Source organism: Nocardioides hwasunensis, assembly GCF_014779665.1.
GTDB classification, from domain to species: domain Bacteria; phylum Actinomycetota; class Actinomycetes; order Propionibacteriales; family Nocardioidaceae; genus Nocardioides; species Nocardioides hwasunensis.
Map to the genome: position 1 here is coordinate 1 of NZ_JACXYY010000010.1, position 14,847 is coordinate 14,847.

Below are 14,847 nucleotides of genomic sequence, written 5' to 3' on the forward strand. Positions count from 1 at the left end.
CCCCCACGAGGCCATCGACGACCTGACCCCAGTCGAGGCCGAAGAACTTCACTACGCTGCAAGAAACCAGCTCACGCCGACCGGCTGAGCCACCAAACACAGCCTCCGGAAATTCCGGGGCGGTTCAATTCCAACAAACCATGAAGAAGTGGCTGCGCACCCAAGACCCCCAGCCCAGCACCTCGACCCAGCTGCAAGCACACATCAACACCTTCGTCGACGAGTACAACCACCGACGGCCACATCGCTCGCTCCAGCACCAGGCGACACCCGCCACGGCCTACCACGCGCGACCCAAAGCCAGCCCTGGCACCAGCCGACAGACCGACATCCACTACCGAGTGCTGCACGACATCGTCGACAAGGACGGCAAACTCAGCCTGCGGATGAACGGGCGACTGCACCACATCGGCATCGGAGCCGAGCACCGCCGAACCCCAGTCCTCAAGCTCGTCGACGGCCACCACGTCCGCATCATCGACGCCGCAACCGGCGAACTGCTCCGTGAGCTCACCATCGACCCCACCCGCAACTACCAGCCACTAGGCCGACCGCCCGGCCCCAAGCCCGGACAACACAGAAGGCCGGACCCAGAATCTGGGTCCGGCCTGTCCGGTACCTCCTGAGAGATCACATGGTGGAGCTGAGGGGATTCGAACCCCTGACCTTCTCATTGCGAACGAGACGCGCTACCAACTGCGCCACAGCCCCATGCGCCTCACGGCGCGTCGCAAAGATACACGAGCCGCCGGGGGCCCACCCAATCGGCCCGGGACGTCACGCAGGTCGCGACATCCCAGGGCCCGACGGGGACGTCCGGGAAGAGGACGGGCTCAGGCGCCGTTGGCGCGACGGGCCTCGTCGGCCTCGCGAGCGGCCTTGGCCGACCTGGCCGACTCCTCGGCTGACCGGGCGATCGCGGAGTCTCCGTCGTGGCGTCCGCTGGACCAGACGCCGGTGGAGTCGAGATCGATCGTGGAGACCGTACGCCGCTGGGCGGCTGGCTTGCTGACGTAGGTCGGCAGGGTGGTGGGCACCATGTCCCAGCCGCCGACGACCGGCGCGGGCGCCTCCACGACGGGAGCGTCCTCGACGCGCATCGGCTCCTCGGGGGCGACAGGGGTCGCCGGGATCTCGCCGGTGACCTCGACGTCGTCGAGCTCCTCGACTGCCTCCTCGACCAGAGGCGGCACCCCGACCTCGATCGCGGACGAGGCCGCACGCAGGCGGCGCTCGGCGCGGACCGAGACGCGGCACGCGACCAGCCAGGCGACCAGCAGTCCGACCGGGACACCGACCCAGGGCCAGGTGATGACGGAGGTGGCGGCCAGCGCGATCACGACGGCGTTGACGAGCAGGACCGCAGCGAGCACGTTGCGGCGGCGCTTCGCGGCCCGACGAGCCGAGGCACGCATCTCGGCCGGGGCGGGCGGCGCGGACGGCGTACGACGGGGGGCGGGCGCAGCCGCGGCGGACGTGACCTCGACGTCGACCTCGACGGTGGCGCGCGCCTTGGTCTCCACCGGCGGGCGCAGCGAGGCGCGGATCGGTGAGACGACCAGGCGGGCGTTGCGGCGGTCGACCGGCTCGCGGCGGGCCAGCACGCGCATGGTGTGGGAGAACTTCTCGACCGAGCGGCTGCGGACGACCTCGTCGTGGTGCTTGAGGGCCTTGGGGATCAGGTAGACGGCCCACGCCACGGCAAGGGCGACGAAGATGAGAGCGCTCAGGTCCACGCCCCGAGCGTAGGAGTGCGGAGCGCAACCGGGGCGGATGTCAAGTGGTGTGTCGCAGAACTACTGGTGTGACTGGTGTGTCGAGAGCCGAGCCAGGACGCCCTCGGGCGCCTCCTCGGCGGTCAGCGCGAAGATCCGGTGGTCGCGCCAGTCGCCGTCGATGTGGAGAAATCTCGGCGCGTAGCCGACCTGCTCGAGGCCGAGCTTCTCCACCACGCGCAGGGAGTTGGTGTTCTCCGGGCGCACGCAGATCTCGATGCGGTGCAGCCCGACGGGGCCGAAGCAGTGGTCGATGACCTGCGCCACCGCACGCGGCGCGACCCCGCGGCCGGCGACGTCGGCAGAGACCCAGTAGCCGATCGAGGCCCACTGGGCCGAGCCGCGCGCCACGTTGCTCACCGTCACCTGTCCGACGAACCGACCGCCCACCTCGATGACGAACGGCAGGCACTGCCCCTGCTTGGCCTGGTGCAGCAACGACTTCACGACCAGCTTGTACGACGACGCGCGCGGCACGGAGCCCGGCGGGACCGTCGCGTCCCACGGCTGCAACCAGCTGTGGTTGCGCTGGCGGACCGCCTGCCACTCGTCGGCGTCCGACCTGCGCAGCGCGCGGACGACCACACCCTCGGACACCAGCTTGGCCGGCCACCCCGGAGCGGTGCCCGGCAACGCGTTCAGTGATCGCTCCCGACGACCTGGTCGACCGCGTGCGTGATCACCGGCTCGAGGACGGCGAGGCCGTCCTTGACCCCACCACGCGAGCCGGGGAGGTTGACCACGAGGCAGTCTCCGACGATGCCGGCGATGCCGCGCGAGAGCATCGCGGTCGCGATGCCCTGGGCGACACCGGCGGCGCGGACGGCCTCCGCGATGCCCGGCACCTCGCGGTCGAGGAGAGGGCGGGTCGCCTCCGGCGTGCGGTCGGTGGGCGTCAGCCCGGTGCCGCCGGTGGTGAGGACGACGCGGGCGCCCGCCGCGACGGCGGCCGCGATGGCGTCGCGGACCGGGTCGCCGTCGGGCACGACGGTCGGCTCGCCGCAGTCGAAGCCCCGCGCGCTCAGCCAGGCGACGATCAGCGGGCCGGTCTCGTCGGCGTAGACGCCGGCCGCGGCGCGGTTGGAGGCGACGACGACCGCAGCGGGCAGCCTCACCGGGACCACTGGACTCACCGTTCCCATGGGCCGGACCGACCGCCGGTCTTGGTCTCCACCCGGATGTCGGTGATGACGGCGCCCTTGTCGACGGCCTTGACCATGTCGACGACCGTGAGCGCCGCGACCGACACGGCGGTGAGCGCCTCCATCTCGACGCCGGTGCGGTCGGTGGTGCGAACCGTCGCGGTGATGTCGACCGACTCGTCGGTGACCGTGAGGTCGACGGTCACGCCGGAGATCGACAGCGGGTGGCAGAGCGGGACCAGGGCCGGGGTCTGCTTGGCCCCCATGATGCCCGCGATCCGTGCGACGGCGAGCGCGTCGCCCTTGGGCACGCCCTCACCGCGGAGCAGATCGACCACAGCCGCGCTGACGAGCACGCGGCCGGTCGCGGACGCCGTACGTGCGGTGACGGGCTTGTCGCCCACGTCGACCATCCGTGCCGCACCGGTCTCGTCGACGTGCGTCAGGCCACCCGGCCCGTCGGGAGGAGAAGCCATCAGAAGTCCTCGTCGAGCTTGCGGATCGCGACCATCTCGCCGGCGGGGATCGCGGTCGTCTCGGCCGGGACCTCGATCAGGCAGTTGGCGGAGGCCAGGTCGCCGAGGAGGTGCGAGCCGGGTCCTCCGACCGGGGAGACGAAGGTCCCCCCGCGGTCGGTGTCGTAGAGGGCGCGCACCAGCTGCATCCGGCCGTCGGGCGACGACAGCCCGTGGGTGAGCCGTGCGCGGCTGGTGGGGCGCGCGTAAGGAAGCTTGCCCATCATCCGGCGGATCGCGGGCAGCACGAACATCTCGAAGGAGACGTAGGAGGAGACCGGGTTGCCCGGCAGCGTGAAGACCGGGGTGTCGTCCTCCCCGACGGTGCCGAAGCCCTGCGGCTTGCCGGGCTGCATGCCGACGCCGCCGAACCACATCGTGCCGTGCTGCGACAGCGACTCCTTGACCACGTCGAAGTCGCCCTCGCTCACACCACCGCTGGTGACGACGAGGTCGGCGCGGACGAGCTGGTCGCTGAGCGCCTCGGTGAAGGCGTGAGCCTCGTCGGGCACGATGCCGACGCGATAGGCGATGGCGCCGGCGGCGCGGGCGGCCGCGGCGAGGAGGTAGGAGTTGCCGTCGTAGATCGAGTCGCGGCCCAGCGGCGTGCCCGGGTCGCGGAGCTCGGACCCGGTGGAGATGACGACCACGCGCGGCCGCGGCCGGGTGCGCACGGTCGCGCGGCCGACGGCGGCCAGCATCCCGAGGTGACGAGGACCGAGGACGGTGCCCTCCTCGAGCAGCATGTCGCCCTCGGCGATGTCGTCGCCGAGCGGTCGGACGTGCTGTCCGAGCGACGGGGCCCGGCCGATCCGCACCTGGGCGACACCGCGGTCGGTCCACTCGTAGGGCACGACCGCGGTCGCGCCGGCCGGCACCGGAGCGCCGGTCATGATCTTGACCGCGGTGCCCGGCGAGATCGCCAGGATCGTCGACGTGCCGGCGCCGATCTCACCGACCACGGGCAGCGTGACCGGGGCGTCCTCGCTCGCGCCGGCGACGTCCTCGGCGACCACGGCGTAGCCGTCCATCGCGGAGTTGTCGAAGCTCGGCAGCGAGATCGGTGCGACCACGTCCTCGGCCAGCGCGAGGCCGAGGGCCTCCATCAGCGGCTGCGGGAACGCCGGGAGCGGCGAGATGGTGGCGAGGATGCGGTCGACGTAGTCAGGCACCGGGAGCAGGCCCGGGCGCGGCTCAGCCATGCTGCTCCTCGAGGATGGTGCCGCCCTCGACGCGCTGGGCGGCCTTCGCGCTCAGGGCCACCTCGCCGACGACCTTCACGCCGTGGCCGAAGGTCCAGTCGCCCTCGACGGTGAACGAGTCGGCGTCGCGGAGCGACGGGGCGCCGTCGGGGAACCGCTTGTCGAAGTCGCCGACGAGCTTGTAGAAGTCCCCGTCCAGCGAGACGTAGGGCACCTCGTCGCCGGACTGGTCGAGCACGAAGTCCTTGCCGAGGTCGTAGACGTCGGAGCGCAGCACCAGCAGGTCGTCGGTCGTTTTGACCGGCACGAAGCGGTCGCGACCGACCTCGATCGTGCGGGCCCCCTCGAACACCTCGATCGCGGCGCCCATCGCAGTCTCGATCTGCACGACCTTCGGGGTGGACGCGTCGGACGGGTCGAGGTGCTTGACGTTGCGGATGAGCGGAAGGCCCAGGATGCCGCCGCGCGCGTCCAGCGCCTCGCTCATGGCCTGCAGGTCGAACCAGAGGTTGTTGGTCGAGCAGTACTTGTGACGGCTGAGGTCGGCCAGCGCCTCGCGGTCGGCGTCGAGCGTCTGCGCGGACTCGCGCAGCACGATGCGGCCGTCGGCGATGCGGCGGGCGAAGTGGCCGCCCTTGCGGTCCGAGGGAGTGCGCCGCACGGCCTCGATCGCGAACGGCGCGCCGCTCTGGGCGAACCAGCCCGCGACGCGGGCCTCGGGAACGGCGCCGAGGTTGTCGGAGTTGGAGACGAAGACGTAGCGGTAGCCGGCGTCGACCAGCCGGGCCAGCAGGCCCGTGCCGCGCAGCGCGGTGTAGAGATCGCCGTGGCCGGGCGGGCACCACTCGAGGTCGGGGTCCTTCGGGTGCGCGGCCGGCATCAGGTCGGCCTCGAGGAGCTTGGGCTCCTTGTTCTGCAGGAACTCCAGCGGCAGTCCGTCGACCGGCAGCGCGTCGTAGCGCTCGAGGGCGGCCATCGTGTCCGTCGAGGTGCGGAAGGAGTTCATGAACAGCAGCGGCAGCGTGGCGTCGTACTCCTGGCGCAGGTGGAGCACCTGGCGGGCGATGATGTCGAGGAAGTTCAACCCCCGGCGCACGCACAGCAGCGACTTGGCGCGGTCCATGCCCATCGACGTGCCGAGGCCGCCGTTGAGCTTGATGACGGCGGTCCTGCGGACCGCCTCCGCCGCCACCTCGTCGGGCACCTCGACGTCGGCGAGGGACTCCATGTCGAGCGGCTCGATGGTGTCCTCAGCGATCATGCCGGTCTCGCCGTGCTCGAGGAGGCGGTAGTAGTGCGCGAACGTGTCGATCGCGACCTCGTCCACCCCGGCGCCGCGCATCTTCTCGCGCGCCAGTGCGAGGCCCTGGGCGTTGCCCTTGCTTGCCATGGTTCGATCGTAGGCTGCTCGTGTGGACACGCCACACCCGGCCGATAGCACAGCAGCCAAGACCGCCCTGCGCGACCAGGTCCGTGCTGCCCGCAAGCGGCGCCCGCTCGGGGCTGCGGCGGACTTCGCCGTGTCCGTCGCCGACGTCGCGACCGGGTGGGACGTCATCCGTCGCGCCGCCACCGTGACGGCGTACGTCTCGGTCGGCAGCGAGCCCGGCACCGGCCACCTGCTCGACGCCCTCGTGGCCTCGGGCAAGCGGGTGCTGCTGCCCGTCGTGCTGCCCGGGCTCGACCTCGACTGGGCGGAGTACGCCGGTCGCGACAGCCTCGGGCCCGCCGTGCGCGGGCTGCTCGAACCCACCGGACCCCGCCTCGGTCGCGAGGCGATCGGGCAGGCCGACGTCGTCCTCGTGCCCGGTCTCGCGGTCTCCGCGGCCGGTGACCGCCTCGGCCAGGGCGGCGGCTGCTACGACCGCGCGCTCCCCCGGATCACCCCGGGCACCCCCGTCGCCGTGGTGCTGTACGACGACGAGGTCGGGCTCGCCGTGCCGACCGATCCGCACGACCGTCCGGTCGATTTCGCGCTGACGTCGTCGGGCGTGGTGGCCATGCGGGAGTCACCGGATATCCGGTGAGACTCCCGCTTTGCACCCGAGATCTGGTGTGACAAGCGGGGTGGTCACCGGATATCCGGTGACTCCAGGGGCGGCGCGTGTGGCTGCCGCTCAATCCCCGGGCGGGCGGGGCGTCAGCACCAGCGTGTCCTCCGCCGCTGCCTCGACGGCGGCGCGGCTGAAGGCCCAGGGCAGGGTCTCGCCGTCGACCCACAGCTCGGTCTGGTCGGAGTAGTGCGACGAGGCCGGGTGGCCGGAGACGCCGGTGAGGTTGATCCAGCGCGAGTCGTCGAAGTCGGCGAGGGAGACGACCATCCGCATGGACGGCGCGGCGGTGACCTCGTAGCCCTCGACCGCGGTCCACGAGGTGGCGTCGACGATCGCGGAGCCCCCGCCGACCTCCCACCCGTCGCGGTTGAACAGCCGCTCGATCGGGGCGATGCCGGACTCGCCGAGCGTGGCGTTGTGGAGGTTCATCCGGTGCAGCCGGCCCCACTCCCACAGGCGCGGGTCGCGTGCCTGGCGCCGGGTCAGCTCGTCGCGGGCGTCGAGCATCGCCTGGCGCAGGACGTCGTCGCGCGTCTCGACCTCGGGGGTGTCGGCGTCGTCCCACCACGGTCCGGCCGGCTCGGTCAGCATCCGGCTCACCACCAGGAACCAGCGGTCACCACCGTCTGGCCAGGTGCGCAGCCGCAGGTCGTCGTGGAAGGTCAGCTCGAGCAGGTTGCGCCACACCACGTTGAAATAGGCCGCTGCCGCGCTGTCCGCGGGCTGGGTGAAGTCCCACCCGCGCAGCAGGTCCTGCGCGTTGCGGTAGTAGCCGCGCGGCACGTCGAGGTCGAGCAGGTAGGGCACGAGGGCCTCGGCCATCGGATTGGTGGTGTCGAGCTGGAGGTCGGCCATCTCCTGCACCGACAGCTCGCCCTCCTCGACCAGCGCCTCGCGGATCCGGGTGGAGCGGTAGCCGTAGTCCCAGTCCTTGGTCAGCAGGTAGGGGTAGCGGCGGTCGATGACGGCCTGGTTGGCGGTCACGATGAACCCCTCGTCGGGGTCGAGCACGCTCGGCAGCCCGTCGAACGGGATGTCGTCGCCGGTCCAGTCGTTGGCGCTGACCCAGCCCTCGACCGGCATGGTGCCGTCGTTGCCGCCGCCGCGGATCGGCACCCGGCCGGGCGCCTGGTAGCCGATGTGGCCCTCGCGGTCGGCGTAGACGAGGTTCTGCGCCGGGACCGAGAAGTCGGCGGCCGCTGCCCGGAAGGAGTCCCAGTCGGACGCGCGGTTGAGCGCGAGGATCGCGTCGGCGGTGGGCGCCGGGTCGAGCGCGGTCCAGGCCAGCGCGACGGCGTACCCGCTCCCCCGGTCGCCGGGCTCGTCGGTCGGGGCGTTGGCGCCGACGGTCGCGAACTCCGACGACACGTCGCTGATCAGCGGACCGTGGACGGTCTCGCGCACCCGCAGCTCGACGTCGTCCTCGCCCCGCACCTTGATCGTCTCGGTGCGCACGGACATCGCGGCGGCGTCGTCGTCGCGGACGTAGCGGTCGTCGCCCTCGGTCTGCTCGAGGAAGAGGTCGGTGACGTCGGGACCGAGGTTGGTGAAGCCCCATGCGATGTCGGCGTTGTGGCCGATGATCACGCCCGGCACCCCGGAGAACGTGAAGCCCGCCGTGTCGAGCGTGCACGCCTCGGTGCGCTCGCGGCAGTGCAGGCCCATCTGCATCCAGATGCCCGGCTGGCTGATCCCGAGGTGCGGGTCGTTGGCGAGGAGCGGCATGCCGGTGGAGCTGTGCGCGCCGTCGACGACCCACGAGTTGCTGCCGATGCCACGCCCCTTGCCGACCAGGTCGGGCATCGCCTCGACGCGCTGCTGCACCCGCTCGAGCGCGTCGACGACGCCCGGGGGGTACGCCGGACGGCGCGGGTTGCGGGTGCCGTTGCCCGTCGCGTTCTGCTCGAAGACGCCGTCCACGACACCACCGCCGGACACGATCGGCGGGTGCTGGTCGAAGGGGTAGGCCGGCCACAGCTCGGCGATCTCCTCCGGGGTGTGGTCGAGAGAGAGGAGCACCCGGTCGACCTCGGCGTCCATGTTGCCGCGCAGGTCCCACGCCATCGCCTTGAGCCAGGCCAGCGAGTCGATCGGGTCCCAGTCGGCGGGCGTGTAGTCGAGGCCGCTGAGGCCCAGCACGGTGTACTCGGCGGCGAGCTGGGACGGCGAGCGCTCGTCGAGGTAGGCGTTGACCCCGGCGGCGTACGACGTCAGTGCCTCGCGGGTGGCCGGTGCCAGCAGGGCCCACTCCTGCTCGGCCACCCGGCGCCAGCCCATCGTGCGGATGAACTTGTCGGTCTCGAGCGTGTCCGCGCCGAAGAGCTCCGAGAGCCGTCCCGCCGTGATGTGGCGGCGGACGTCCATCTCGAAGAAGCGCTCCTGCGCCTGCACGAACCCCTGGGCGAACATCAGGTCGTCGTCGCTGTCGGCGTAGAGCTGCGGGATGCCGTTGCCGTCTCGGACCACCTCGACGGGCGCGGTCAGGCCCGGCACCTCGATCTCGCCACCGGTCTGCGGCAGCGGACGGCGTACGACGACCGCGGCCGCGGCGGCGAGCAGGACCAGCACGACGACGAGTCCGACCGCGACCCAGGCCGTCCACCGGACCACGCGCGGAGCACGCCGGAAGGTCTGCCACCAGTTGATGCGGGGCAGAGCGGGGTCGGCGGCACTGGTCGGGGCGGGTGTGGGTGACGGCTCGCTCATTGCTCGGCCCATTGTGCCGTACCATTGGCAGTCGAAGAGGCTGAGTGCCAGCGCGTCGCGCGGCCCGGCCGATCGACTTCTCCACCACCGTCCTCGAAGGATCCACATGCCCACCTACCAGTACGCCTGCACCGAGTGCGGCCACACCTTCGAGCAGTTCCAGAGCTTCAGCGACGACGCGCTCACCGTGTGCCCGGTGTGCGACGGCAAGCTCCGCAAGCTGTTCAACGCCGTGGGCGTGGTCTTCAAGGGCTCGGGCTTCTACCGCAACGACAGCCGCTCCACCACGTCCTCCTCCGACACGGCCTCGTCCTCGTCGGGATCGAAGGAGAGCTCCTCGAGCGACTCCGGGTCGGGCTCCGGGTCGGGCTCCGGGTCGGGCTCGAAGGACGCGAAGCCCGCCTCCACCGGCACGTCGTCCTCCTCGAGCAGCAGCAGCTCCTCCTCGGACTGACGTCCGGCCCGCGGGCCGCCCGTGGTCTCGACACGCTCGCTGGCGCTCGCTGCTCGACCGACGGGGATCGCGCCGCTGGTTGAGCAGGGCGCCCCGCGCCCACCCGCCGCTGGTTGAGCAGGGCGCCCCGCGCCCGTGTCGAAACCGAGGCCCCTGTGGAGAGGGTCAGCGCGCGACGGGTGATCCGACCTAGCGTCGGAGGATGTTCCCGGGACTCCCGCCGACGCGACGCCGGCTGCGCGCCGTACGCCACCAGCTGCGGCGCCGACGTCGGCTGATCGCCGCGACCCTGGCCGGCGTCGCGGTGCTGGCCGCGATCCGGGCGGTCGCACCACCGCCGGCCGCGACCGTCGAGGTGCTGGTCGCCGCCCGTGACCTGCCCTCGGGCACCCGGCTCACCGATACCGACCTGGTCGCGCGCGACTATCCCGCCGACCTCGCGCCGGCGGGAGCCGCCGATGCGGCGGCAGGCCGCGTGCTGGCCGCCCCGATCGGGCAGGGCGAGGTGCTCACGGACCTGCGGGTCGTCGGTCCCGGGCTGGCCCGCGCCCAGCCCGGCGACACCGTCGTGCCGGTGCGCCTGCCCGACGCCGGCATGGCGACGCTGCTGCAGCCCGGCGACGTCGTCGACCTGCTCGCCACCGACCCCGGCACCGGCACCTCACGAGCGGTGGCGCGTGAGGTGACCGTGCTCGCGACCCCCACCGGAGTGCCGGACGGCCCGGCCGGTGGCTCGGGCGGCGCGCTCGTCGTCGTCGGCGCCTCCGCGAGCGAGGCGGTCGCGATCACGAGTGCGGCTCTCGGGCAGTTCCTGACCGTGTCCTGGGAGCGATAGCGTGAGCACCACACGCTCGATCCCGGCCCGTCTCGGGGCCACACAAAGGAGACCCCATGACTGGTTTCAAGAACTTCATCCTGCGCGGCAACCTCGTCGAGCTCGCCGTCGCCGTCATCATGGGCACGTCGTTCGCCGCCGTCGTCACCGCCTTCACCGGCATGCTGCTGTCACTGGTGAGCCGGATCACCGGAGGCACCGAGCCCAACTTCGACGCGTTCGCCCCGGGCGACGTCCTGATCGGCCCGTTCCTCACCGCGCTGATCGCCTTCCTCATCCTCGCGGCCGTCATCTACTTCTTCGTGGTGATGCCCTACACCCGCGCGAAGGACAAGTTCTTCCCCGCCGAGGAGTCCGGCACCCCCGCCGACGTGGCGTTGCTGGAGGAGATCCGCGACCTGCTCAAGGCGCGCGGCGGCGCCGTCTGAGGCGTCGTACGCCGCACGCACGCACGAGCGGCCCGTCCCGGGAGGGGCGGGCCGTTCTGCGTCTCGCCTGCTCGAGGGCCGGTCAGCCGTGGTGCGGCGGGACCTGGTCGCGGTACCAGCCGTCGCCCTTGCCCTGACGGTCCTCGCGGTCGTCTCGGTCGTCGGAGGTCTGCTCCGGCCCGTCGTCGCCGAAGACCGCGGCGAGGCGTCGACGTCGCTGCCACTCCGGCTCCTGCCCCGGGGCCGGCGTGGAGTCGCCGGTCGCGCGGCTCACGAGCAGACGCCGTAGATCGGCGGCTGCTCGGGCGTGCTCGGCGCGGTCGAGGGCGTCTCGGTGGGCGTCTCGGTGGGTGTCTCGGTCGGCGTCTCGGTAGGCGTCTCGGTGGGGCTCTCGGGCGTGCCGGAGGGCGACTCGCTGCCGCCGGCGCTCGGGGAGCCGCTGGGGGACGCGGTCGATGATCCGGGCGGGCCCTCGGCGCTGACCGACGTGCCGCCGATCAGCCTGGCGGGCAGCTCCTTGTCCTCGTTGAGGAGCTTCCAGATCTGGGTGGCCTGTTCGGTCCAGAAGACCTTGCCGCGGAACTCGGAGTCGAGCGGGTAGTAGTCGGTCGGCAGGGTGACGAACTTGATCTTGTCGAGCCCGATGCCCTGGAGCTGCATGGCCACCTTGCCGATGCGGGTGACCGAGGCGAACTCGTCGTCGGTGGTCAGCGACTCCGTGGCCGCGTCGAGGAACCTCACGACCTTGTCCAGGCGGGTGAGGGTCCCGGCGGAGAGCACCTCGCGCACCAGCGCACCGATGAACTCCTGCTGGCGTCGGATCCGGGAGATGTCGTTCTGCTCGATCTTCTCGCCGACGTAGCGCGCTCGCACGTAGTCGAGGGCCTCGTCACCGGTGAGCACCGACGGGTCGCCCTTCGGCACGAAGATGCCGTGCGCCGGGTCGGAGATGTCGTAGGGGACGCAGACGGGCACACCGCCGACGGCGTCGACCATGTTGCCGAAGTTGCCGAAGTCGACGACGACGAAGTGCTCGACGCGGATGCCGGTGTTCTCCTCCAGCTGGCGCATCGTGCACAGGGGGCCGCCGATCTCGTAGGCGGCGTTCCACATGACGTCGGAGGCCGCGGGCGAGCCGCAGCCGTCCTCGGGGCGGTCCACGATCGAGTCGCGCGGGATGGAGACGGCGTACGCCCGGCTGCGATCGGCGGAGAGATGCACGAGGATGGTGGTGTCGGAGCCGCCGGCGCCGGCCTCCTGGTCGATGTCGCAGCCGTCGCAGGCGCGGCTGTCGGAGCCCATCACCAAGATGTCGAGGGGCTGGCCGTTGCCGGTGTAGACCTCCGGCGGCCGCTCGCCGATGTCCTCGGTCGAGATCGACTCGATGTTGCCGTCCAGGTGGCGGATGAAGTAGATCGTGCTGAGACCGGTGATCAGTGCGAGCACGAGAGCGCTGATCAAGATGACCCGGCCGACGGTGTGCTTCCGCTTCACCTTGCCCTTGCGCTTGGGCGCGCCGACGGCGTCCTCAGGGCGCGACTCATCGGACACAGGAGCTCACCTTCGACAGGGACGGACGGTGCTGACCGCACTGAACCTACTTCACGAGCGCAAGAATTCCGCCGCTCGCGACGTGTCCGTCAGAGTCGCCGCGAGTCGAGCAGGCCGATGAACTCGTCGGCCATCTCGAGCTGTCGCACCAGGCGCGTGCGCCGCTCCCGCGCCTCGTCCTGAACGTCGGCCAAGCGGTCCTTGGCGGCCGTCCTGCCGTCCTCGTCCCCACCGGGCTCCTCCAGGACGTCGAGGTCGGCCATCACCGCCTTCATCTCGTCGAGGGAGAAGCCCAACGGCTTCATCCGCCGGATGACCAGGATCTTGTCGACGTCGGCCTCGGTGTAGAGCCGGAACCCACCGTCGGTGCGGCCCGAGGGCCGCAGCAGCCCGACCTCCTCCCAGTGCCGCAGGCTGCGCAGGGAGAGCTCGGTGCGGGTCGCCACCTCACCGATGTGCATGACCTCGCCCACAGGGCTCCTCCGAATCACAAACCCTACCCTTACGTAAGGGTAGGGTTTCTCCACGTGCCTGACCCCGCCGACCCTACGACCATCCCGGAGCCCTCGGTCCGCTCCGCACTCCGCTCGCCGCGGCTCCTGCGCACCGAGGTCCTCGCCGGCCTCGTCGTGGCCCTCGCGCTGATCCCGGAGGCGATCTCGTTCTCGATCATCGCCGGGGTCGATCCTCGGGTGGGCCTGTTCGCATCGTTCACCATGGCGGTCTCGATCGCCTTCCTCGGTGGCCGTCCGGCGATGATCTCGGCCGCCACCGGCGCGATCGCGCTGGTCATCGCGCCGGTGATGCGCGAGCACGGCATGGACCACCTCATCGCCACGGTCCTGCTCGGCGGCGTGATCCAGGTCGTGCTGGGGCTGCTCGGAGTGGCCCGGCTCATGCGGTTCGTGCCACGGCAGGTGATGATCGGTTTCGTCAACGCCCTGGCGATCCTCATCTTCTGGGCGCAGGTCCCCCACCTCGTCGACGTGCCCTGGGCGGTCTACCCGATGGTCGCCGTCGGCATCGCGATCATCGTCGGGCTGCCGCGCGTCACCACCGTCGTACCAGCGCCGCTGGTCGCGATCGTGGCCCTCACGGGCTTCGTCCTGCTCGCCGGCGTCTCGGTGCCCGACGTGGGCGACGAGGGCCAGCTGCCTGACAGCCTGCCGTCACTGTTCCTCCCCGACGTCCCGTGGACGCTCGAGACGCTGCGGATCATCGGGCCGTACGCCGTCGCGATGGCGCTCGTCGGGCTGCTCGAGTCGCTGCTGACGGCCAAGCTCGTCGACGACATCACCGACACCCCCTCCGACAAGACCCGCGAGGCGTGCGGGCAGGGCGTCGCCAACCTCGTCACCGGTCTCTTCGGCGGGATGGGCGGCTGCGCGATGATCGGCCAGACGATGATCAACGTGAAGGTCTCGGCCGCACGCACCAGGATCTCCACCTTCCTGGCCGGCGTCTTCCTCCTGGTCCTGGTCGTCGGGTTCGGTGACGCGGTCGCCCTCATCCCGATGGCAGCACTCGTCGCGGTGATGGTCATGGTGTCGGTCGGCACCTTCGACTGGCACTCGGTCCGGCCGGCCACGCTGCGGCGGATGCCGAGGTCGGAGACGATCGTGATGGCCGCCACCGTCGTGGTCACCGTCGCGACCCACAACCTCGCCGTCGGCGTGGGGGTGGGCGTGCTCGTCGCCATGACGCTGTTCGCCCGTCGCGTCGCCCACCTCACCGAGCTCCACCGCGAGGTCGTCGACGATCGCGACGGCCGTCCGGCCGCGGTCTACACGGTGACCGGCGAGCTCTTCTTCGCCTCGAGCAACGACCTCTACACGCAGTTCGCCTACGCCGAGGATCCCGCACGCGTCGTGATCGACCTGAGCGCCTCGCACGTCTGGGACGCCTCGACGGTGGCCACGCTCGACTCGATCACCACCAAGTACGCCCGCCGGGGCACGTCGGTCGAGATCGTCGGCCTCGACGCCGCGAGCGCAGCACGCCACGAGCGACTCAGCGGCTCGCTCGCCTCCCACTGAGTTCGCCGGCGCGTGCCGGCGTGGCAAGATGCTCCCCGCCGTGCGTGCACGGCGACGCCCCAGTAGCTCAGTGGATAGAGCAGCCGCCTCCTAAGCGAAAGGTCGCAAGTTCGACTCTTGCCTGGGGCACAGCACCACCCCACGCAGCC

General features: G+C 71.4%; 16 protein-coding genes and 2 tRNA genes. 7 read left to right on the plus strand and 11 right to left on the minus strand.

Annotated features, from left to right (window positions below; translation table 11 throughout):
- The first annotated feature begins 56 nt into the window (after positions 1-56).
- A complete protein-coding gene (locus IEZ25_RS20130) occupies positions 57-626 on the plus strand; it encodes an integrase core domain-containing protein (RefSeq protein ID WP_224749406.1) in 570 nt (189 codons plus the stop codon).
- Positions 627-635: 9 nt separating this feature from the next.
- On the opposite strand, the gene IEZ25_RS20135 is transcribed toward IEZ25_RS20130, so the two are convergent.
- From IEZ25_RS20135 to IEZ25_RS20165, 7 genes are all read right to left on the minus strand, one after another.
- Positions 636-711, minus strand: a tRNA-Ala gene (locus tag IEZ25_RS20135).
- 122 nt (positions 712-833) lie between these two features.
- Positions 834-1,736 carry a divisome protein SepX/GlpR gene (gene sepX, locus IEZ25_RS20140; protein ID WP_191201275.1) on the minus strand — a complete coding sequence of 301 codons (903 nt, stop codon included), beginning with the start codon at positions 1,734-1,736 and terminating at the stop codon, positions 834-836.
- Positions 1,737-1,796: 60 nt separating this feature from the next.
- Positions 1,797-2,408 carry a GNAT family N-acetyltransferase gene (locus tag IEZ25_RS20145; protein ID WP_191201276.1) on the minus strand — a complete coding sequence of 204 codons (612 nt, stop codon included), beginning with the start codon at positions 2,406-2,408 and terminating at the stop codon, positions 1,797-1,799.
- A 5-nt stretch (positions 2,409-2,413) separates the two neighbouring features.
- The gene (locus tag IEZ25_RS20150) at positions 2,414-2,890 is read right to left on the minus strand and encodes a MogA/MoaB family molybdenum cofactor biosynthesis protein (RefSeq protein ID WP_318152365.1); all 477 of its coding nucleotides are present in this window, start codon (positions 2,888-2,890) and stop codon (positions 2,414-2,416) included.
- A gap of 14 nt (positions 2,891-2,904) precedes the next feature.
- Positions 2,905-3,393 (minus strand): cyclic pyranopterin monophosphate synthase MoaC, encoded by a 489-nt coding sequence (gene moaC, locus IEZ25_RS20155; RefSeq protein ID WP_191201278.1) that lies wholly within the window; start codon positions 3,391-3,393, stop codon positions 2,905-2,907.
- Positions 3,393-4,634, minus strand: coding sequence for a molybdotransferase-like divisome protein Glp (glp, locus tag IEZ25_RS20160; RefSeq protein WP_191201279.1), 1,242 nt, complete (start codon positions 4,632-4,634; stop codon positions 3,393-3,395). Before glp ends, moaC begins: the two co-directional genes overlap by 1 nt.
- A complete protein-coding gene (locus tag IEZ25_RS20165; RefSeq protein ID WP_191201280.1) occupies positions 4,627-6,024 on the minus strand; it encodes a UTP--glucose-1-phosphate uridylyltransferase in 1,398 nt (465 codons plus the stop codon). The genes glp and IEZ25_RS20165 overlap by 8 nt, the downstream gene beginning before the upstream one ends.
- A 22-nt stretch (positions 6,025-6,046) precedes the next feature.
- Between IEZ25_RS20165 and IEZ25_RS20170 the strand changes: the two genes are divergently transcribed.
- A complete protein-coding gene (locus IEZ25_RS20170) occupies positions 6,047-6,661 on the plus strand; it encodes a 5-formyltetrahydrofolate cyclo-ligase (protein ID WP_191201281.1) in 615 nt (204 codons plus the stop codon).
- A 90-nt stretch (positions 6,662-6,751) separates the two neighbouring features.
- On the opposite strand, the gene IEZ25_RS20175 is transcribed toward IEZ25_RS20170, so the two are convergent.
- Positions 6,752-9,394: a penicillin acylase family protein gene (locus IEZ25_RS20175; protein WP_191201282.1), complete on the minus strand. Its 2,643-nt coding sequence runs from the start codon at positions 9,392-9,394 to the stop codon at positions 6,752-6,754.
- A 106-nt stretch (positions 9,395-9,500) separates the two neighbouring features.
- Between IEZ25_RS20175 and IEZ25_RS20180 the strand changes: the two genes are divergently transcribed.
- The 3 genes from IEZ25_RS20180 to IEZ25_RS20190 all read left to right on the plus strand — a co-directional run bounded on the left by IEZ25_RS20180 (position 9,501) and on the right by IEZ25_RS20190 (position 11,111).
- On the plus strand, positions 9,501-9,848 hold the full coding sequence (locus IEZ25_RS20180; RefSeq protein WP_191201283.1) for an FmdB family zinc ribbon protein: 348 nt from the start codon (positions 9,501-9,503) through the stop codon (positions 9,846-9,848).
- 202 nt (positions 9,849-10,050) lie between these two features.
- Positions 10,051-10,683 carry an SAF domain-containing protein gene (locus IEZ25_RS20185; RefSeq protein ID WP_191201284.1) on the plus strand — a complete coding sequence of 211 codons (633 nt, stop codon included), beginning with the start codon at positions 10,051-10,053 and terminating at the stop codon, positions 10,681-10,683.
- A gap of 56 nt (positions 10,684-10,739) precedes the next feature.
- Positions 10,740-11,111 (plus strand): MscL family protein, encoded by a 372-nt coding sequence (locus IEZ25_RS20190; protein ID WP_191201285.1) that lies wholly within the window; start codon positions 10,740-10,742, stop codon positions 11,109-11,111.
- 82 nt (positions 11,112-11,193) lie between these two features.
- Here the strand turns inward: IEZ25_RS20190 and IEZ25_RS20195 are convergent, their stop codons facing one another.
- The 3 genes from IEZ25_RS20195 to IEZ25_RS20205 all read right to left on the minus strand — a co-directional run bounded on the left by IEZ25_RS20195 (position 11,194) and on the right by IEZ25_RS20205 (position 13,135).
- Positions 11,194-11,385, minus strand: coding sequence for a hypothetical protein (locus IEZ25_RS20195; RefSeq protein ID WP_191201286.1), 192 nt, complete (start codon positions 11,383-11,385; stop codon positions 11,194-11,196).
- Complete coding sequence (locus tag IEZ25_RS20200; RefSeq protein WP_191201287.1) at positions 11,382-12,662, minus strand: LCP family protein; 1,281 nt, start codon at positions 12,660-12,662, stop codon at positions 11,382-11,384. Before IEZ25_RS20200 ends, IEZ25_RS20195 begins: the two co-directional genes overlap by 4 nt.
- An 89-nt stretch (positions 12,663-12,751) precedes the next feature.
- Positions 12,752-13,135: a MerR family transcriptional regulator gene (locus IEZ25_RS20205; RefSeq protein WP_318152366.1), complete on the minus strand. Its 384-nt coding sequence runs from the start codon at positions 13,133-13,135 to the stop codon at positions 12,752-12,754.
- A 54-nt stretch (positions 13,136-13,189) separates the two neighbouring features.
- Between IEZ25_RS20205 and IEZ25_RS20210 the strand changes: the two genes are divergently transcribed.
- Both IEZ25_RS20210 and IEZ25_RS20215 read left to right on the plus strand, forming a co-directional pair.
- Complete coding sequence (locus tag IEZ25_RS20210; protein ID WP_191201288.1) at positions 13,190-14,698, plus strand: SulP family inorganic anion transporter; 1,509 nt, start codon at positions 13,190-13,192, stop codon at positions 14,696-14,698.
- 56 nt (positions 14,699-14,754) lie between these two features.
- Positions 14,755-14,827: transfer RNA gene (locus IEZ25_RS20215), tRNA-Arg, on the plus strand.
- Positions 14,828-14,847 lie beyond the last annotated feature (20 nt).